General features: G+C 56.9%; 20 protein-coding genes and 1 tRNA gene. 13 read left to right on the top strand and 8 right to left on the bottom strand.

What is annotated here, in order from left to right; translation table 11 throughout:
• Window positions 1–2: 2 nt before the first annotated feature.
• The 3 genes from AD949_RS10775 to AD949_RS10765 form a co-directional block, all read right to left on the bottom strand.
• Entirely contained in the window at window positions 3–410 is a 408-nt protein-coding gene (locus tag AD949_RS10775) for a cell wall hydrolase (RefSeq protein ID WP_048835426.1), read from the bottom strand.
• On the bottom strand, window positions 407–799 hold the full coding sequence (locus AD949_RS10770) for a hypothetical protein (protein WP_048835427.1): 393 nt from the start codon (window positions 797–799) through the stop codon (window positions 407–409). The genes AD949_RS10775 and AD949_RS10770 overlap by 4 nt, the downstream gene beginning before the upstream one ends.
• A 123-nt stretch (window positions 800–922) precedes the next feature.
• Window positions 923–3,226 (bottom strand): TonB-dependent receptor, encoded by a 2,304-nt coding sequence (locus AD949_RS10765; protein WP_048835428.1) that lies wholly within the window; start codon window positions 3,224–3,226, stop codon window positions 923–925.
• A 126-nt stretch (window positions 3,227–3,352) separates the two neighbouring features.
• Between AD949_RS10765 and AD949_RS10760 the strand changes: the two genes are divergently transcribed.
• The 3 genes from AD949_RS10760 to AD949_RS14170 are packed head-to-tail and all read left to right on the top strand — an operon-like array spanning window position 3,353 to window position 5,469.
• Window positions 3,353–3,688 (top strand): hypothetical protein, encoded by a 336-nt coding sequence (locus tag AD949_RS10760; protein ID WP_048835429.1) that lies wholly within the window; start codon window positions 3,353–3,355, stop codon window positions 3,686–3,688.
• Window positions 3,689–3,703: 15 nt separating this feature from the next.
• Entirely contained in the window at window positions 3,704–5,179 is a 1,476-nt protein-coding gene (locus AD949_RS10755; protein ID WP_048835430.1) for a PepSY-associated TM helix domain-containing protein, read from the top strand.
• Window positions 5,176–5,469 carry a hypothetical protein gene (locus tag AD949_RS14170; RefSeq protein ID WP_141325379.1) on the top strand — a complete coding sequence of 98 codons (294 nt, stop codon included), beginning with the start codon at window positions 5,176–5,178 and terminating at the stop codon, window positions 5,467–5,469. Before AD949_RS10755 ends, AD949_RS14170 begins: the two co-directional genes overlap by 4 nt.
• 51 nt (window positions 5,470–5,520) lie before the next feature.
• Here AD949_RS14170 and AD949_RS10750 read toward each other — a convergent pair whose 3' ends face one another.
• Together AD949_RS10750 and AD949_RS10745 are read right to left on the bottom strand one after the other, a co-directional pair.
• Window positions 5,521–7,206 carry a S10 family peptidase gene (locus AD949_RS10750; RefSeq protein WP_048835431.1) on the bottom strand — a complete coding sequence of 562 codons (1,686 nt, stop codon included), beginning with the start codon at window positions 7,204–7,206 and terminating at the stop codon, window positions 5,521–5,523.
• A 113-nt stretch (window positions 7,207–7,319) separates the two neighbouring features.
• Window positions 7,320–8,258, bottom strand: a complete 939-nt coding sequence (locus AD949_RS10745) for an N-acetylmuramoyl-L-alanine amidase family protein (protein ID WP_371277359.1) — start codon at window positions 8,256–8,258, stop codon at window positions 7,320–7,322.
• Window positions 8,259–8,741: 483 nt separating this feature from the next.
• On the opposite strand from AD949_RS10745, the gene AD949_RS10735 reads away from it, so the two are divergent.
• From AD949_RS10735 to AD949_RS14165, 9 genes are all read left to right on the top strand, one after another.
• Window positions 8,742–11,681 carry a ribonuclease E/G gene (locus tag AD949_RS10735; protein ID WP_048835433.1) on the top strand — a complete coding sequence of 980 codons (2,940 nt, stop codon included), beginning with the start codon at window positions 8,742–8,744 and terminating at the stop codon, window positions 11,679–11,681.
• 131 nt (window positions 11,682–11,812) lie between these two features.
• A complete protein-coding gene (gene hisG, locus AD949_RS10730; protein ID WP_048835434.1) occupies window positions 11,813–12,562 on the top strand; it encodes an ATP phosphoribosyltransferase in 750 nt (249 codons plus the stop codon).
• A complete protein-coding gene (hisD, locus tag AD949_RS10725) occupies window positions 12,559–13,872 on the top strand; it encodes a histidinol dehydrogenase (protein WP_048835435.1) in 1,314 nt (437 codons plus the stop codon). Before hisG ends, hisD begins: the two co-directional genes overlap by 4 nt.
• 70 nt (window positions 13,873–13,942) lie before the next feature.
• Window positions 13,943–14,161 (top strand): translation initiation factor IF-1, encoded by a 219-nt coding sequence (infA, locus tag AD949_RS10720; protein ID WP_003622234.1) that lies wholly within the window; start codon window positions 13,943–13,945, stop codon window positions 14,159–14,161.
• Between the two features lie 4 nt (window positions 14,162–14,165).
• A complete protein-coding gene (locus tag AD949_RS10715; protein ID WP_048835436.1) occupies window positions 14,166–14,810 on the top strand; it encodes a Maf family protein in 645 nt (214 codons plus the stop codon).
• Window positions 14,807–15,892, top strand: coding sequence for a ribonuclease E/G (locus AD949_RS10710; RefSeq protein ID WP_048835437.1), 1,086 nt, complete (start codon window positions 14,807–14,809; stop codon window positions 15,890–15,892). Before AD949_RS10715 ends, AD949_RS10710 begins: the two co-directional genes overlap by 4 nt.
• On the top strand, window positions 15,889–16,071 hold the full coding sequence (locus tag AD949_RS13865; RefSeq protein ID WP_082064641.1) for a DNA gyrase inhibitor YacG: 183 nt from the start codon (window positions 15,889–15,891) through the stop codon (window positions 16,069–16,071). The genes AD949_RS10710 and AD949_RS13865 overlap by 4 nt, the downstream gene beginning before the upstream one ends.
• A gap of 55 nt (window positions 16,072–16,126) precedes the next feature.
• A tRNA-Phe gene (locus AD949_RS10705) sits at window positions 16,127–16,202 on the top strand.
• 348 nt (window positions 16,203–16,550) lie between these two features.
• The gene (locus AD949_RS14165) at window positions 16,551–16,748 is read left to right on the top strand and encodes a hypothetical protein (protein WP_141325377.1); all 198 of its coding nucleotides are present in this window, start codon (window positions 16,551–16,553) and stop codon (window positions 16,746–16,748) included.
• 67 nt (window positions 16,749–16,815) lie between these two features.
• Here AD949_RS14165 and AD949_RS10695 read toward each other — a convergent pair whose 3' ends face one another.
• Both AD949_RS10695 and AD949_RS10690 read right to left on the bottom strand, forming a co-directional pair.
• Window positions 16,816–17,049 carry a hypothetical protein gene (locus AD949_RS10695; protein WP_048835439.1) on the bottom strand — a complete coding sequence of 78 codons (234 nt, stop codon included), beginning with the start codon at window positions 17,047–17,049 and terminating at the stop codon, window positions 16,816–16,818.
• Entirely contained in the window at window positions 17,046–17,339 is a 294-nt protein-coding gene (locus AD949_RS10690) for a hypothetical protein (RefSeq protein ID WP_048835440.1), read from the bottom strand. The genes AD949_RS10695 and AD949_RS10690 overlap by 4 nt, the downstream gene beginning before the upstream one ends.
• A gap of 333 nt (window positions 17,340–17,672) precedes the next feature.
• On the opposite strand from AD949_RS10690, the gene AD949_RS10685 reads away from it, so the two are divergent.
• Window positions 17,673–17,966, top strand: a complete 294-nt coding sequence (locus AD949_RS10685) for a hypothetical protein (RefSeq protein ID WP_048835441.1) — start codon at window positions 17,673–17,675, stop codon at window positions 17,964–17,966.
• A gap of 355 nt (window positions 17,967–18,321) precedes the next feature.
• On the opposite strand, the gene AD949_RS14160 is transcribed toward AD949_RS10685, so the two are convergent.
• Window positions 18,322–18,486: a hypothetical protein gene (locus tag AD949_RS14160; RefSeq protein WP_156475930.1), complete on the bottom strand. Its 165-nt coding sequence runs from the start codon at window positions 18,484–18,486 to the stop codon at window positions 18,322–18,324.
• Window positions 18,487–18,513 lie beyond the last annotated feature (27 nt).

Here is an 18,513-nt window from a genome sequence, read left to right as displayed (position 1 = left end):
GTTTATCCTTTCAGGCCAATCCGATAGAATGCGTGGTGGCCTATAGTTTTTGTGAAAAATTTATTTTGAACCCATTCGGGTTTTACGCCGCGCCAGTCGTAATAATGGTCGGCGCCGCCTGTCAGATCTGAAAGTGTCTGACTGCAAAGTTGACTGGCAAGGGCATAAGCCTGCTGGAACTGAGCATTGGTGTGCGCCACATGCAGCAGGAGTGTCCGATTAGGGTCCTGCTTATTCCAGCAGGAAAACTGCGCCGGAGCCGTGCAGACAGACGCAATGTCATGCCCCCACCATCCCGGCTGGGCCGCGCGGTTCCCAATCACATTGAGCACGGCCTGCATTCCATGCGGGCCTTCTCCCCGCGCCTCCCCCCATGCTGTGCGCGCAGCGGTGTCAACGGTCTTGTTCATGAGGACATTCCCGCCAGAGACAGCAAAACTTTCCAGACAGCGTCGCCAATCTGCGCCCAGCCAAGCAGTCCGGTGGCGAGGGCGATGCAGGCGAGTGTTGCCCAGTTTGCCAGCCGGATACCGCCTTCTATACGTGCCAGACGGTCGGAAACTTCAGCGTCCCGGCTCTGTGCATCACGGCCCATCTCATCCACACGGGACATGATTTCATGCCGTGTGCGGGCAGCATTTTCCGCAACAGCCTGCGTTAAATCCCGCCGCAAATCGGAAAACTGTCTGGATAAGGTATCCAGACCATCACGAAGGTGGTCATGCCCTCCTTCAACACGCGCCACACGTTCACGCAGGAGCGCCACCTCTTCGGCGGTTGCGCATCGGTTGTCTTGCATTGTTTTGTCCGGAAAAAAGAAAAGCCACCCGGAAGGGTGGCTTTATAAAAACGGACCATAAGAGACAAATGCTTTCAGGCCCGCACCTTATCCAGATTTAAGCATGACCACGCGGGCTGGCAATTACAGATCTGTCGTGAAGGAAAACTTGAACGTTCTGGGTAGCCCCTGAAGCAGATAGCCATTAAAGGCCGAAGCCCAATAGCGTGTGTTAGCAATGTTATCGACCCCAAAGCGCAAGGTAAGAGGCTTATGGGCTACGGCAAACGTGTAGCGGGCACCAAGGTCAAACCGTGTCCATACAGGAAGATGCAGCGTATTGCGTGTATTAACCCACTGCTTTCCAGTATTTTCTACACGCCCGACCAGCGTTGCACCCTGCAGGAAAGGAAGGTCATATTCCAGATTTCCATTGATGGTGTAATTGGGGATCCCAATTGCTGTATTACCGTTTGTCGCACCCTGCGCAGTACGCCGCAGATCAGCATCAATCAGCGTAGCGCCGCCGTTAAAACGCAGACCGGGCAGGATCTGTCCGTTAACACTCAGCTCAGCCCCCCGGTTCCGCTGCAAGCCATTTTCCCGAAAGATAAACGCACCGTTATTCCCAAATGGCTCCGTATAGGAATTAGGTTGGGAAATCTGGTAAAAAGCCAGTGTCGTTGCAAAACGTCCGGTATCGTATTTTGCGCCCACCTCATACTGCACACTTTTAAACGGCGGAAAAATCTGACCGAGATTGACAACATTCGCGCCCTGAGCCGTTGGACCCTGCGCGAGGCCTTCAATCCGGTTGAAATAGAGAGAGGTGCGGCGGGTGGGATGTATAACCAGCCCGACAACCGGGGTGATGGCATCCTCATTATAACGCGTTGTTCGCGCGCCATTACCATAGGCATTATAGCCGTTAATGAGCATATTCTGGTAACGGAACCCGGCGGTCAGCGCGATGCGATCTTTCCAAAAAGACATCGTATCTGAAAAGAACAGACTATAAAGCTGCGTTCGGCTTGTTGGCAGCGGATTATCCAGATTACCGCCTACCCAGCTCTCTTTAGGGGCAGGCACCGGCGCAGTTTCATACAGGTTGGTATTAAAGGGCGTGGGCGCCATGGAATAGGCCGTGCGACTTACTTCCCACAGTGCGGAGCCACCGGCGTTGAGTTCATGCCTGACGGGCCCGGTCTCAAAATGGGCGCGTACACCGCCTCGTGTGCTTTCATTTGTTTGCTGGTATGGCACATACATGGCCCCTGCGGTTGCAGCCCCAGTACGGGAGTTCTGCACTGTGAGCGTGGAGTAGTTCCCTTTTTCATCACTCCCCAAACCGCCAAAAGCCCCATAAAGCGTCACATGCTTTGACAGATCACGCTCGATATTGAGCATGCCAAAAATATAGTTCAGGTCATTATATGTCCAGCGTTGCCCATAATTGTGCGAGGCACTGGGAACACGCGGCACACCTGTAACGCCCGCCCCGAGAAAGATGCCGGGGCGGCCCCCATTAACCCCTTGGTTCTGATAGTTCATATCCAGAGAAATGCGGGTTTTGTCATCATGCCAGTCAAAATCCGCACCAAGCGCGGTGGAATGGCGACGTTCGTGATCAACCGAAGTCTGACCAGCCAGACCTGCCACATTCAGGCGCAGACCGTAGGCTTTATCCTGCCCGAAGCGCCGCCCGACATCCAGACTGCCGCCACCAACACCCTGGCTTGCGTAATCCCCTGTTACACGGGTGATGGGTGTGTTCCGGGCATGCTTGAACATCAGGTTAATTGTCCCGCCAATGCCGGTCCCGCCGGGCGCTGCACCGTTCAGGAACGCGCTTGCGCCATTCATGACCTGCACCTGATCATACAACTGCGGCGAGACAAGCTGCCGGGGCGTAATGCCGTAAAGGCCGTTAATGGCAACATCATCCCCATATACGGGGAATCCACGAATCACGAAAATTTCTGAAAAATTGCCGTATCCATAGGTCGTGCGCACGGAAGGATCATTTTCCAGAACTTCCCCCAGCGTTTGGGATTGCTGGTTGAGAATCAGGCTGGACGTATAGCTGCGAATGTTAAACGGCACATCCAGCCCCTTTTTGGTACCGAGAGCACCAAGCTGCCCACCGCTGATGACTTCCATCTGGTTCCGCCGCCGGGCCGTTACCAGAAGACTTTCATCCTGCTGCGCGGGTGTGGCAGAAGCGGGCGTGCCAGAAGACGTACCAGAAGACAGGCCGGTGGGCCTGACAGATGGCTCTGCTTTCTTCACATCTTTGGCAGGCGTGCTCGCAGGCTTCTGCTCGGTCGACTCCTGCTGTGCGGCAAACGCCACAGGGCTGAAGACCGCAACAGTTGCCAGTAAAACCGCACTCCGCCCAAGCCGGTGCAGTGAATAAAGGACTGGCTGGCGACCACGCATCATCATCATTAATCCAGAGTAAAAGACTGATCGCGCTTGCATAGGCGCAATTAAGAGACATTCGCAACATTATTTTATAAGATGGTTCTGTTACCGGGCTTTACAGCGTTCCCCAGAGCCCCTAGCAACATGAGAATGAGTCGCACCATAGAAACCGGCTTAGCGGGCGCTTCTTCCCTGCATGCCAACACCAAAAAGCGCCAGAAACAGCAGGCTGTGCTCCGGCGGTGCGGCCTGCTGGCCCTTGTGTGCGCACTTTGTTTTTTAACAGCGCATCTGGTCATGCTGCTCACGCGGCATCTGCCATTTGAGGATGTGCGACTCAGGACAGATCTGGGCGGCATGGTCATTGCCGCTCTTCTCCCTTGCCTTGTTCTGGCCGGGTTTGCCGGACTCCGCTACCGCTGGGGACTGATGCTTTGCCTTGGTGCCTGTGCCGCCGCGGCTCTTACCACAGCACTTCCGCTTTGATGAGAAAGGCAGCCCATGCGTGAAACATTACGGGTACGTCTGGGGTGGCTCCATAGCTGGGTGGGCTTTCTGGCCGGATTGCTTCTGGTCCTTGTTTTTGCTTCTGGAACACTGGCGGTTTTCGATACGGAAATCACCCAGTGGATGCAGCCCGAAGTCCCGCTGACACAAACCACACTCCTGAGCCCTACAGCCCTCCAAGCCGCCGCTGAAACCATTCAGACCGAGGAAGAGCAAGGGGTTTCCGCGTTCCTGTCCCTCCCCTCACACCGTGACCCGATTTTGCGGGTGCTCCATTATGATGGGCATGAATTTATCGGCGCGGCGCTAAATTCAACAACCGGCGCGGCTTTCCCTACGCGTGACACCGCAGGGGGGCAGTTTTTCTATAATTTCCATTTCTCGCTTCGGGGCGGCACTCAACCCGGCGCGCAGATTGTAACTTTTCTTGGTCTCTGCCTGCTGGTTGCTCTTGGCTCCGGTATTATCATTCACCTCAAAGCCCTCTGGCCGGACCTCGTTCTGTTCCGACCATTCGGCCCGCGCCCTCGTGCGTGGGTCGATGCGCATCTGATTGCTGGCGTTCTGTTTCTCCCCTTCATTCTTTTCATGGGGTACACCGGCACGGCTATCCATGCGCGGCTCCTCATCCCTGCGCAGTCGTTTTTTCCCTCACACAACACTGCGCTACCCAAAAAGGAAAAGGCTCCGCCTAAAGGGCATGTTTTGCAAACTGGCCCCTTATTGCCGCCTCTTGCTCCTCTCCTTGCACAGGCACGCGCTACACTGCACAGCCCTGATGGCAATCTCGTTCTTTTTACGCCTGACGAAGTGCGGATTTTTAAAAGTGACGCCTTTGGTCCATTCCTAACCAGAGATCATGTAGATTTCAGCCGCAAAGATGGTCGTCTTCTCCGTTCGGTAACACACAGCCCTCCGGCTGCCGCGACCATGCAGCTTGTGCGCGGATTACATTATGCCCGCTACGCGCCGCTCTCCTTGCGCTGGCTCTATTTCCTTTCTGGACTAGCCGCGACAGCGTTAGCCGCGAGCGGGTTTGTGGTCTTTCTCATGAAGCGCCGCCGCTCATCGGGAGAACAGATGTTCTTTAGGTTAGCGGAAGGCCTGACCATTACAACGCTTATCAGTTTTCCTATTGCTATACTCGGGTTTTTCTGGGCCAACAGATGCCTGCCTGTTGCTCTGCATGACCGTATGGCATGTGAAATCACGCTTTTCTTTGCCGCATGGGCACTGTGCGCTGCGCATGCGCTTACACTCTCCCTGACGCGCCACGCGACATCTGGCTGGCAGCAGCAACTCGGGCTTCTGGCTGGCGCAGGATGTGCGTTGCCACTGCTGGACTATCTCTCCGGCACACATCCATGGAGCCATGGTGGGGGTGTTTTTATCACAACAGATGCTCTGGGTTTCACCACAGGTCTCATTGCGCTCTGGGCTCTGCTAAAATTACGGGAACCCACCGCATGATAATGCTGTGTGTGCTAGTGTTCTGGAGTGCAACCTTCTGGAGCCATGAATTTTTACAACCCAGAACGTACGTTGCTTTTCCCTACCAGACACGCACTCGACTGACTTATCGGGTTATTCGGCTACTAGGTCCCTGTTGCGCGCTGGCCTTCTGCCTTATCCAGAGCCCTACGCTGGGCGTTCTCTACTGGCTGGGGCTCGGCGGGGTTGCAGGCGTAGGAACAAGCCTGCTGAGCGCTGGCTTCAAACAGAAACGAGGGCTTGCTCGTGTGAGCAAACCCTCGCGGTAAATCGTACGTCAAAGGAAGAAATTTTCTTGTCTTGACGCAAAAAATGTCAGTTTATTTTGCCGCCGCAGGTGCCAGAGCAGTGTGCGTCTGCGTGATAAATTTCGCGACGTTGTCATGCAGCTGTGTCAGCGCATTCTGGTTTGCGTAAACCATATGCCCGGATTCATACTGCATAATCTGAATATTATTGCTCAGGTCATGTGAAATGGGCAAATGCTTCATTTCATAAATACCCTCGAAGTAGGGTGTCCCGAGGTCATAATATCCCTGATTAAGCATCACTTTCAGGCTGGGGTTATGCTTCATGGCAGAAGCCAGATCGGGCAGCACATTCACCGCACCATGAATCGGGAAGTCCGCATTAGGCTGTTTGTGTGAGAAATCCCATTTCATGATGGCATCAGAGAAGAATTTATACTCCTGATACCCATCACCAAAGGCCGGGGAGTTGCCATAATGCAGCGTATTACGGGCGTAATCATTAAATGCTGCGATATAGGCGGAAGACATGGCCGATGACTGCGGATCATAAGAGGAAAACTGTGAGAGTTTATCCATTGTCGGGCCAGAAAAGCGGCTATCTAGACGCCCGGTATCGAGATCCTTATCGCCTTGCAGGGCTTTTTCAAACTCCCCACCGCTGATCCGCAGATCCGCCTTTTTGATATACTCTACCGGAAGGCCGGTATAATCATGCAGTTTCTGCGCCGTGGCGTCACGCTGCGCGTCAGAAATGGCGTTTCCTTCCTGCAAGGCTGCCGTGTAATCAGTCAGGGCAAAATGCTCTACCTCTTTCAGGAATGCCTTAAGGTCAGGATGCTGAGCAGGCAGACATTTGTGATACCACGCCGTTGCGGCGTAGCTCGGCAATGCCAAGACATAAGGCTGATCTACCGAGGGGTTCATGGCGACCCCGTCAATATCGTTATCGTAGTTCAATATCTGCGAAAGCAGGATCACACCGTTCAGATCAATCCCTTTATCATCAGCCAGCTTATTGGCCACAATCGCGGACCGCGTTGTACCGTAGCTTTCACCAAACAGATATTTGGGGGAGTTGTAACGGCCAAAGCGAGACAGGAACTGCGCAATGAAATCCGTAAAGGCGCCAGCATCTGCATCTGTGCCCCAGAATGCTTTTTCCTTATCCTTGCCAATCAGGCGTCCGTAGCCTGTGCCGGGTGCGTCGATAAACACCAGATCAGACACATCCAGAAGGCTGTCGTTATTATTCACAATGCTGTAGGGCGCGGCGGGTGTATGCGCATCATCCGCCGTCACCACGCGTTTCGGGCCGAACGCGCCCATATGCAGCCACACGCTGGAAGAACCGGGGCCGCCATTATAAATAAAGGTGATGGGCCGATTTTCCGGACGCACACCTTTTTTGAAATACGCGACGTAATACATGGAGGCCGCAGCGTCCGGCTGTTTTTTGTCTTTATCGACATCCGGAAGTTCGGAATCATCCCAGCCGGCTTTGTGGACAATCAGGGTGCCAGAAACCGCCTCGTAATCAATATGCGCGCCATGCACGGTCACAGAGCCACTGCTTGTCACACTCTGCGGTTTGCCGAAAAAATCTTCTACACTGATTTTCTGCTTCGCAGCCTCTGCCGCTGGGTGATTTTCTTCGGCAATGGCAAGCGGTTGCCACACCAGACTGGTGCCTGCCGCAAACACAGACACTGTTGCAAGCAAACCGGCCAGTTTCAGGCCTGTCTGTTTTTTACGCATGAACGCTATCCCGTCAGACTATGTTATAATATAGCCTAACTATCAGGAAGAGCGGCCCTCCGCCAGTCCGTTTTCTTTTTGCAACAAATATTTTTGTACGAATTAACCCCGCCTTAGCCTGCTAGCCCAACCCCTGCCGAGGCAAAGTAGCGGTTTACCGCGGTGCACATGGCACCAGCCACCATAGCGCGATGCCCGGCCTGCCGCAGAGCGGCCTCATCCAGCCGGTTGGACATGAAACCCATCTCCACCAGAACCGAAGGAATCTGGGCCGATTTTAAAACGGCAAACGCGGCATGACGGTGCGGGTGCGGCAGCAGGTTAATGCGTGACTGAAAGGATGAGACAACCGCGCTGGCCATATGTGCAGAGCCACGTCGGGCTTCTTCCGTCACCAGACTGGCCAGAATCTGCTGCACTTCAGGAGAAGCCCCCTGCACCAAGGGGCCACCATAACGGTCCGCGCTATTTTCTGTTTTGGCGAGGTCGGCTGTCTGGCTGTCTGATGCCCCGTGCGAATGCGTGTACACGCTGGCACCGCGGACTCCAGCATTGTGCAGAGCATCCGCATGCATGGAGATAAAGAGGGAGGCGCCATGTTGCTGGGCCAGTTCAACCCGCCCATCCAGTGGCACGAAATGGTCGCTCGTGCGCGTCATGGCCACGCGATACCGCCCGGTTGCCAGAAGCTGCTGGCGTAGTTCCGCCGCAGCCGCTTCCGCGACGTATTTTTCATAGGTACCACTATAGCCGATGGCACCGGGGTCTTTCCCGCCATGGCCGGGGTCCAGCATTACCAGCGGCAGGGTGGGTTGCGCTTTTCCAATAATAGCGGGCGCATGTAGAGACTGGCTGCCGGTATGGTGCGCCGCGCCTGCGGCCTGTGCGGCCCCACCCAGCACGCCGCCAGTAATGAGCCCAGCACCCGCAACCAAAAGGCCGCGCCGATTAAGCGAAGTATTTGCTGAGTGTGGAGCAAGTAGTCCGGCTGTGCGGGCGGACCGCCCGGCCATCAGAAAAAAGCCGTCTGTTTTTACAGGGTCTGACGTCATGGCGCGGCTCACACTTCATCTTATTGGGGCAATCCTGCCCACAGATAATGTCGAAACCGTGTCAAGACCAGAGAGATGCAAAACAGTCTTGCTGAATGGCTTGCGGTTTGTTGCCGTTTGGGTCATGGTCGGCAAGCATGGCTCAAGGCAGGATTGCCCGTCATGCATCCTGTTTCCGCTCCTTTAGAGTTTAAGGGCGCGGCTGGCGTTAAACCGCCGCCCAGCGCAGATGGGAGCAGGAAACATTGGTTGAAGGATATATGACCATCGTCAGGGCCACGTTCTTGGAGTGCATGACCAGACCGGAGACAGCTTTCTGTTTCCGCGCCTCTGCTGTCACCTCAGCACATGACCGGACATCCGCCTCTCATTTTCTCACACATACAGACCTATGCCTGTCGGAAGCGTCCCCATCCCGTGTCCAGCCGCCCACGCGGCTCCACCGGATAGGCCGGCCACCGGCACGCCGGAGTTTTTCTTTTTATGTCAAAGCGTATGCTGATCGATGCGACGCACGCGGAAGAAACCCGCGTTGTCGTTATGGATGGAAACAGACTTGAAGATTACGATGTTGAAGCCGCTTCCAAAAAGCAGCTCAAAGGGAACATCTATCTTGCCCGTGTTATTCGCGTAGAGCCTAGCCTTCAGGCCGCTTTTGTCGAATATGGCGGTAATCGCCACGGGTTTCTGGCCTTTAGTGAAATCCACCCTGACTATTACCAGATTCCGGTTGCCGACCGGGAGAAGCTTCTCGCCCTACAGGCTGAAGAAGAGACCCTGATTGACGCCGGCGAGTCTGACGACGAAGACGAGACCGACGCGCAGGCTCCCACCGCTGAAGAGGACGACGCCAGCACCGATGCGGATGAGTCCGCCAGCGATGAAGACGCCCGCCGTCCCGCTCGCCGGAATGACGCGCCCGATTATGTCGGCGGTGAAACCGATACGGGTGAGGAGGCCCTGATCCAGAAACGGATCGCGCGTTTCCTGCGCAACTATCGTATTCAGGAAGTTATCCGCCGCCGGCAGGTTCTGCTGGTGCAGGTTGTCAAGGAAGAGCGCGGCAACAAAGGCGCGGCCCTGACCACCTATGTCTCTCTTGCTGGCCGCTACTGTGTGCTGATGCCCAACGCCCTGCGTGGCGGCGGTGTATCCCGCAAAATTACGTCCGTTCCTGACCGCCGCCGCCTGCGCGACATTATTTCTGCTCTGGAACTGCCGCGCGGCATGGCCATGATCGTCCGCACAGCGGGTGCCCAGCGCCCGGGGCCGGAAATCACGCGTGACTGTGAATATCTGCTCCATCTGTGGGACGATATTCGGGACCTGACGATGCAGTCCGTCGCCCCGGCGCTGATCTACGAGGAAGCAAGCCTCGTCAAACGCGCCATCCGCGATGTGTACACGCGCGAAGTCAGTGAAATTCTGGTGGACGGCGAGCATGGTTGGAAAGCCGCGCGAGACTTCATGCGGATGCTCATGCCGCAGCACGCCGAAAAAGTCCGACTGTGGAACAAGGAAAATCAGCCGCTTTTCACACATTACCATGTGGAAGGGCATCTGGACGCCATGCTCTCCCCGGTCGTGTCCCTGCGCTCAGGCGGCTATCTGGTTATCAACCAGACGGAAGCTCTGGTGGCCATTGACGTCAACTCTGGCAAAGCGACCAGCCAGCGCAATATTGAAGAAACCGCCTTCCGCACCAATCAGGAAGCGGCGGATGAAGTGGCCCGTCAACTCCGCCTGCGCGATCTGGCTGGATTGATTGTCATTGACTTTATTGACATGGAATCCCGCCGCCACAACGTGGCTATTGAGCGCCGCCTGAAAGACGCGCTGCGCCATGACCGCGCGCGCATCCAGATGGGGTCCATCTCTCATTTTGGCTTGCTGGAAATGTCTCGCCAGCGGCTGCGCCCTTCCGTTGCAGAAGCCGCCTTTGTCCCCTGCCCGCACTGTCAGGGCACCGGCATGGTGCGTGGTCTTGAAAGCTCCGCCCTGCATGTGCTGCGCGCCGTGGAAGAGGAAGGCGCTCGCCGCCGCGCTTCTGCCATTACTGTGCATGTGGCTGCGGAAATCGCCTTCTATGTGCTGAACAACAAGCGCGACTGGCTGGCCGAAATCGAACAGCGGCATCAGATGGAAATTCTGTTTGCGGCTGACGCCACGTTACCTGTGCCGGAAATTCGCATTGAACGCCGCCAGCCGCCCAAGGTCAGCCGCAACCCCACCGCCCTGCCGCCGGTAGAAAATGCCGTGGCGGAAATCGTGGAAGACACTGCTCAGGACATCCTGCCGGTTGTGGAACACGATACGCCAATCCAGATGGAAGTTCCGGCTGTTGCCGCTGAATCCGGCAATGGGGAAGAAGAGCCGCGTCGTCGCCGTCGTCGTCGTCGCCGTGGTGGAAACGGAAACCGTGAAGAAAACGCGGGCACACAGGAACAGACAGCCGTAATCGCTCAGCCTTCGGACAGAGACGAGCGGCCTGTTGCCGAGGGTTCGGCTGAAGGGGAAGACAATCTGATCCCCGGTCGCCGTCGCACGCGCCACTCTCGCATTCGTCCGAATGGCGCGGAAACGCAGGAAACCCGGGTTGCAATTGAGGAAGGCCCGGCCCCGCAGCCACGCCGTCCGACATGGCAGGGTCCAACACCCGCTAATCCGTTTGGCGGTGGGCTGGATATTTTTGATCTGATCGAAAACTCCACCATGGAAGCGGCTGAAGCTGAAAAGGCGAAGTCTGCCAAAGCCGCCCCTGTTGCAGCACCAGTGCAGACGGACACCGCAACCAAGGCTGAAACCCCGGCTGAAACAGTAGCGGAAGAAGCCCCTGCGGATGTGAAACCGGCACGTAGACGCCCTGCCCGTCGCCGTAAGGCTGCGCCCGCAGACGAAGAGACTGTGGTTGCCACACAGTCTGAGCAGACAGCCTCTGCTCCGGCCGAAACGCAGACTGAAACCGTTTCTGCTGAAGACGCGACGGCGGAGGCTGCACCTCCAAAACCGCGGCGCGGTCGCGCAACGCGGAAAAAAGTGGAGGACGAAGCCGCTACCGGAGCGACTGCTGGGGATGCAGAGGCTTCTGCCGAACCGGGTGTGGAAGAAGAGGCCAAGCCGCGCTCACGCCGCCGCACGACAACACGCCGGAAAACTGCCGGCGCGACGGACGAGGCTTCCGCAGCGACAGCGCAGGATGAAGCCGCAGAACCCACTGCGGAAAAACCTGCTCCGCGCCGCCGTCGGGCAGCCGCTAAAGACACGGCCTCTGCCAGCAAAACCGCCCCGGCTGAAGTCAGCGCGGCCAGTGCTGACAAGGCGATAGCAAAAGAGGACGCAGCCGATGCGTCCATTGTACAGCCCATCGTCATTGATGATGAAAAGCCCGCCGCCAAGCGCCGCACAGGCTGGTGGCGTCGCTAAAAGTAGGACTAAGAAGGGGGCAGGTTTTTGGGAACCTGCCCCCAATGCCGTCCTGCCTCTTTTGACGACTGGCCGCGTATGGTAGGTAAGACCTCCATAAAACTGACCTGCCCCGCCCCACCGGAGTTTTCATGACCGTGCCCCAGCCAGATCTTCAGCCCGCGCGTTCTTCCAGAGCGCAGGACCGGGGCCCTCTGGTTCTGGCTCTGCCTAAAGGGCGTATCCTGAAAGCCGTCACGCCGCTTCTTGATAAAGCCGGGATGGCCCCATCCGCCGATTGTCTGGGTGATGACAGCCGCAAACTGCGCTTCCCCACGCAGAATCCCATGCTGGATGTTGTACGTGTCCGCTCTTTTGATGTGGCGACCTTTGTGGCCTCTGGTGGCGCGCATGTCGGCATTTGCGGCGCGGATGTGCTGATGGAATTTGACTACCCGGAAATTTATGCCCCACTGGATCTGGGCATTGGCTATTGCCGCGTTTCCGTCGCCCAGCCAGCCGATCTATTGCATGACCCAAAAGAATGGGCGCGGTGGTCAGAAGTCCGGGTTGCCACTAAATATCCCGCCATAACCCGCCGCTTTTTTGCGGCACGCGGTATCAACGCCAATATCGTGCATTTGCATGGCGCGATGGAACTGGCCCCGATGCTAGGGCTTTCCCGCCTGATTGTGGACCTGGTGGATACCGGCTCCACCCTGCGCGCCAACGGGCTGCGGGAAGTGGAAACCATTACGCATATTACCAGTCGGCTGATTGTAAACCGTACGGCACTAAAAACCCGCCCCGAAGACATTGGCGCGATTATCAACAGCGTTCGCAGCGCGCTAGAGACTTTTCCTCCTGCCGCAGAAAAAACCAAGGCAAAGCAGTCCTCATGAAACGGTTAGATACACGTAACCCCGGTTTTGAGGCCGATTTTGCCTCGCTTCTGACAGCCCGTGAAGAACAGGGGCAGGAAGTCCATAAACCCGTTGCGGAGATCCTGGCCGCCGTACGCCAAAAGGGTGATGCCACGCTCTGCGCGCTGACAGAGAAGTTCGATCGTCTGCCGCTCACACCGGCGCAACTGGCCTTTACGGCGGATGAAATCGCTGCTGCCTGCACACAGGTCAGCCCGGAGTTAATGGCCGCTCTGGATGTTGCCGCCACGCGCATTGAATCTTTCCACAAAGCCCAGATGCCGTCTGACATCCGTTATACGGATGATGTCGGCATGACACTGGGCCTGCGCTGGATCGCACTGGATGCTGTGGGCCTCTACGTGCCCGGCGGGAAAGCGGCCTATCCTTCTTCCGTGTTGATGAACGCCATTCCGGCCCGTGTCGCCGGTGTCCAGCGGCTGGCCATGTGTGTACCCACGCCGGATGGGATCATCAACCCGTTGGTGCTGGCGGCGGCCCATCGCGCCGGTGTGACCGAAATCTACCGGGTTGGTGGCGCGCAGGCCGTGGGGGCCATGGCGTTTGGTACACAGACCATTCGTCCGGTGGACCGTATTGTTGGCCCCGGCAATGCCTTTGTAGCGGAAGCCAAGCGGCAGGTGTTCGGGCATGTCGGCATCGACAGCATCGCTGGCCCGTCCGATGTGGTGGTAATTTCCGATTCGGCCACCGATCCGCGCCTGATTGCGCTCGATCTGCTCGCGCAGGCGGAACATGATGAACTGGCTCAGGCCACCCTCATTACACCGGATGCCGCCTTTGCCGACAAGGTGACTGAGGCTGTCACCACCGAACTGAAAACACTCACCCGCACCACAATCGCCAGCGCAAGCTGGGAGCGGAACGGGGCTGTTCTGGTCACGAAAGATCTGGAAGAAGCCATCACTCTAGCTAACCGTCTGGCCCCCGAACATCTGGAACTGATGGTGGATGACCCGGAAGCTCTTTTTGCCAAAGTCCGGCACGCGGGCGCGGTTTTCCTTGGCCGGTTCTGCCCGGAAGCTGTGGGGGATTACGTGGGTGGGCCGAACCATGTGCTGCCCACATCCCGTACCGCGCGGTTTGCTTCCGGCCTGTCCGTGTTTGATTTCATGAAGCGGACAACCTTTCTGGCCGGGGGCCCGGACGCCCTGCGGCGTATTGGCCCGGCCGGTGTTGCTCTGGCACAGGCCGAAGGGCTGGAAGCCCATGCGCTGAGCATCTCCGCCCGGCTTGACGCGCTGGTGCAAACCACGCCTAACGCTTGACCGAACCGGCGCACTCACCCATATCTGCACATCCAACCACAACGAGGCTTTAAAATGAACGAAGGACGCCATGTCTAAAGAAGACATGATTGAATTCAGCGGTACGGTTACCGAACTGCTGCCCAACGCGATGTTCCGGGTTAAACTCGACAACGAACATATGATTCTGGCCCACACCAGCGGCAAAATGCGCAAGAACCGTATTCGCGTTCTGGCTGGTGATCGGGTCAATGTCGAAATGACACCCTATGACCTTTCCAAAGGTCGCATTACCTTCCGCTTCAAGTAAGAGAATGGCGATATCCGGGGCTGCATCCGGGCCGGATGGCACGGAAAGCGTGGGCCGCCCTCACTTTGTGCTGGCCTCCGCATCGCCCCGCAGGCTTGACCTGCTGCGGCAGATCGGGATGGTGCCGGACCGCGTTCTTCCCGCTGATATTGACGAGACGCCAGCCCGGACAGAACTGCCGCGCCCGTACGTCAGCCGCATGGCTCTGGAAAAAGCGACGGCTGTGGCCGCCAGCCTGAGCGACCCGGCTCTGGTTCTGGGGGCAGACACAGTTGTTGCTCTCGGACGCCGCATTTTGCCTAAAGCAGAAGACCGTGAGACAGCCCGCGCCTGTCTGCAACAGTTGTCCGGCCGTCGCCATACGGTGTTGACGGCTTTGTCCGTTATCCCTTCCTCCGGTTGGCCGGAAGGCCATCGGGCCGAGCGGGTTGTGGAAACGGCAGTCACTTTCTCCCGCATGACTCCGCATCAGATTGAAAGCCTGCTGGATCAAGGCGACTGGCAAGGCAAGGCGGGCGGCTACGCTCTACAGGGCCATGCGGCAGCGTTTATCCGCTTTGTCTCCGGCAGCGCCTCCGCCGTCATCGGCCTGCCTCTGTTTGAAACGGCCCAGCTTTTGCGCGGGCAGCCGGGACGCTGGCTGGCGTGAGCATTTTCCTGCGCCTCGCCACCTTTCCGGGCGAAACGCGCATTGCCGTCACACAGGATGATACCCTGCTTGATTACGCGCTGTGGCGTCCTGCGGCACCGGACGGGGTGGATGATGTCTATCTCGGCCGGATCAGCGCCCATGCGCCCGGAATGGGCGGCGCATTTGTGGATCTGGGAGCAGGCGCAAGTGGCTTCCTGCCCGACCAGAAAGGCTCAGACACCCTCACGGAAGGACAGACCCTGACTGTGCGCGTGGTCCGCGCGGCGCAGGGCGGCAAAGGTGTGCGGCTCAAACCGGAAAAAACACCTGAGCCCCTCCCGACCAAACTGGGACTAATCAGCCGAGGACCTACTCCTCTGGACCGTCTGGCCGCCCGCTGGCCGGACGCCAGAATTATAGTCGATTCTCCCGCTGCGGCAGCCAGCCTCCCTGTTGCGCTGCGGGCGCGTCGGCAGCAGGAACTCCAGCCTTTCCCGGAAGACATTGCGCATGCCTGCGCAGCACTGGAAGATCCGCTTGTCAGCCTGCCCGGCGGGATGCAGGCCAGCATCACGCCCACACCGGCTCTGGTGGCCATTGATATGGACGCGCCTCCTGCCAAATCCGGCTGGCCGAAACAGACTGCCCAATTTGCCGCCAACCGGGACGCCCTTCCGGCTTTGATGCGCCAGATCCGGTTGCGTAATCTTTCTGGTGCGATCTTGGTTGACCCTGCTGGCCTAGCCACCCGCAAACGGCAGGCCCTTCTGGAACCTGTTAAAGCAGCCTTGCAGGATGATCCACTCCGCCCTCGTTGCCTTGGCATTACCGCTTTGGGGCTGGTGGAACTTGTCCGCGCTCGTATTCATCCCTCTCTGCCGGAACTACTCGCCTCCCCGCATGGGCAGGCTCTGGCCGTACTACGCCATCTGGTCACACAGGAAACCACGGCCACTGTGCTACGCTGCGGACTGGGGCTAACAACAGCACTGGAACAGGACCCTCAGGCTCTGGCAGACTGCATCGCGCAACGGGGCAAGCCCGTCACCCTGCGGATGGACCCCGCACTCCCTGACTTTTTCTGGACGACACACGCATGAGCAAAACCGGCACCTGCCCCGTTTGTGGCGCGCCAACCCAGACCGCAACACGCCCCTTCTGCTCCCAGCGTTGCGCGGATATTGACCTCGGACGCTGGTTTTCCGGGCAGTATCGTATTCCCGGCCCTCCTGCGGAGGAAGAGACTCTCGAAAAACCTGAGAGAAATGACGAAAGGTGACTTGATCTCCCTCCGCTCCTGAGATACATGCTCTCTCACGCCGCAAGGCTGCGGTGCCCAAGTAGCTCAGTTGGTAGAGCATGCGACTGAAAATCGCAGTGTCACTGGTTCGATCCCGGTCTTGGGCACCATTTTAACGCAGATTTCTGCGGATTTCATGACAGTTTAGTGTAATTTGACGTGGTCACCTTTTCGTGACTACTGGCATTTCCTTATACTTAACCTAACCCGTATCTACGCTTACAGAGCGGCGATGTGGATGGACACACTGAAACGGACCATCAATGATGGTGACCGCTACCACACGCCCCCGCATGGGTCTAAGCGTTCAGCCTCGCAGAAAAATCGGAAACCAGCCGGGATCACGCTTAGCCGCAGTAGATCATTACCGGAATCCCTCTGCCACGCAGGGACTGAACAACTAGCTTGTGGCCGCAGGCAATCACCGTAGACGGGGATTGAACAGCAGCATAAACTGCATGGCCTACCCCACAGAGAGTGGAAGCCCCTCACCTTCCCTTTCGGCACGCCTTCACCTGATCCCGCAGCACCACGTCCTGCCGTGCAATCTCAGGCAGTGCGACGAGACCGGGATTTGCCCTGATTTCCGCCGCCGCCTGATGCTGGAACTCAGCCGACCATGGGACGATCTGGGGGCAGACTGGTTTGAGCGTTGAGGGTGAACAACTCGCCATAAGCAGGCAGAAAACTGCCAAATAAAGCACTTTCTGGCTCATTTGCGCCTCACCCCGTCCCCGCATCCAGCCGCTGCAGAAGCTGGTCTTTATCCTGCGGCCCTTCAGCCTGCGCCTTGGCCATGTTGGCCTGCACTCCGGCCACAACTTCGGCATCTTCTGCCGCGAGTTCGCTGCTGTGCACGTTCTGCGCGTTATCACCCGCACGAAACGCGAAGGTGATCAATGCTATGAGGCTGACGATCACAACAATCGTCAGCCCCCACCAGAGATACGGTGTCATGCGCCGCCCGTGATAGCCGGGGTCTGTGCCGCGGCCTGCTTGACCTTCGCCGCGCAGATGGCGGTATTCAGTCCGGTCAGCACTTCCGTCGTGCCAATCAGAACGCCATCCATATCGAAGCTAACTTTTGAGGCAAGCGTCGGGAACAAGCCATCCAAAAGGGACGTAACACCGGAACTGACTTTGACAGCATTCTCGCTGAAAGTGTGGTCGGTCAGCGTGGAAAACAGAGCCTCGCCAGCAGTAACCAGCGGGGTGATAGCGTGGGAATTTGTGGCAACAGTATTCATGGTGGGGTCCAGTCAATTTTTGGGGTTTGTATCGGCAGCGCCCGTGGCATGGCCGTTGTTCTACCCAATGGCGTTGACCAGATTGTAAAGCCAGAGCCATCTGCCTCCGTCTTATGGTCGCCCTGTATGCTTGTGCCCTATTGCGTACGACAGTCCTGAAACCACACAATTTCCTGCCTTTGTACTTATCCCCAGATTCTGCGGATTGCTGCGGGGGTAAGCTTGTGGATAAGCAGTGCAGCCTCTGTCGATAACGCGCGGCGTGTCCATCCCCTTGCAGAATTGTCTCAAAAATTATACGAATTAACTTCGGTTAATTTTTGGAGAGAAATCATGCGTTCTTTAACAACAACTGAACTGTCTGCCGTAAACGGTGGCACCATGAACGATGCTCAGACAGCCGCAGCCAATGGTCTGGTAGACTTTGTCTCTCATATGCGTGCCACTCTGACTCAGGACGGGCAGGCTCTGTCCAACCAGTTCAAAGCGCTGTTCAGCGGCAACGTGACACCAAACACGGTTATTGAGACTGCAAAAGCTGATATGGCTGCTGGCCAGAAGCAGGCGGATGCGTTCTCCAAAGCCCTGCCGGATATTGGGAAAAATCTGCGTATTCTTTTTGGCTAAAAGAGACCTCATGCCTATCTGACTAACACCAGATGACTGGATAGTTTCTGGAAACAGGTAAAAATCGTAAATTTTTACCTGTTTTATTTATATATAAATTTTATAATTCCATTAATATTTTTTACAATTTATATTTATACATCAAAAATAATTATCAATAATCATTACAGAAAATCGAACAGGCATGTCATTGGATAAAAGTGACAACGTCACTCCTTTTACTTTGGAATACAAGCAAGACGCGACGTTAATCAGTATGAACTTACCGCAGCCAGCAGTAGTCGTCTCTTTGGCGATTTCGGCCGTGCGCTTGGTCGCGCAATCGGCCAGAGCTCTGCCAGAGCGTTGATATGGGTTACACGGCCATTAGCGCCCGTGCTCCGGCAATTTCCGCAGTTAATGCCACCACACGCTGGGCAACGATATTGGCCTGATTACAGATTCCGTCTTCAATCCGGCCAACATCCCCTCCGCGATCGCGCAGATGGATGCGGAGAGTGCAGACATCGTTAAGCCGCAAAAGCCAACAATGCTGCTGCGTAATTTT

This window comes from Acetobacter orleanensis (genome assembly GCF_001581005.1).
GTDB lineage: Bacteria > Pseudomonadota > Alphaproteobacteria > Acetobacterales > Acetobacteraceae > Acetobacter > Acetobacter orleanensis.
The sequence above is the reverse complement of the archived record's forward strand: the minus strand, read 5'-3'. Positions and strand labels throughout refer to the sequence as shown.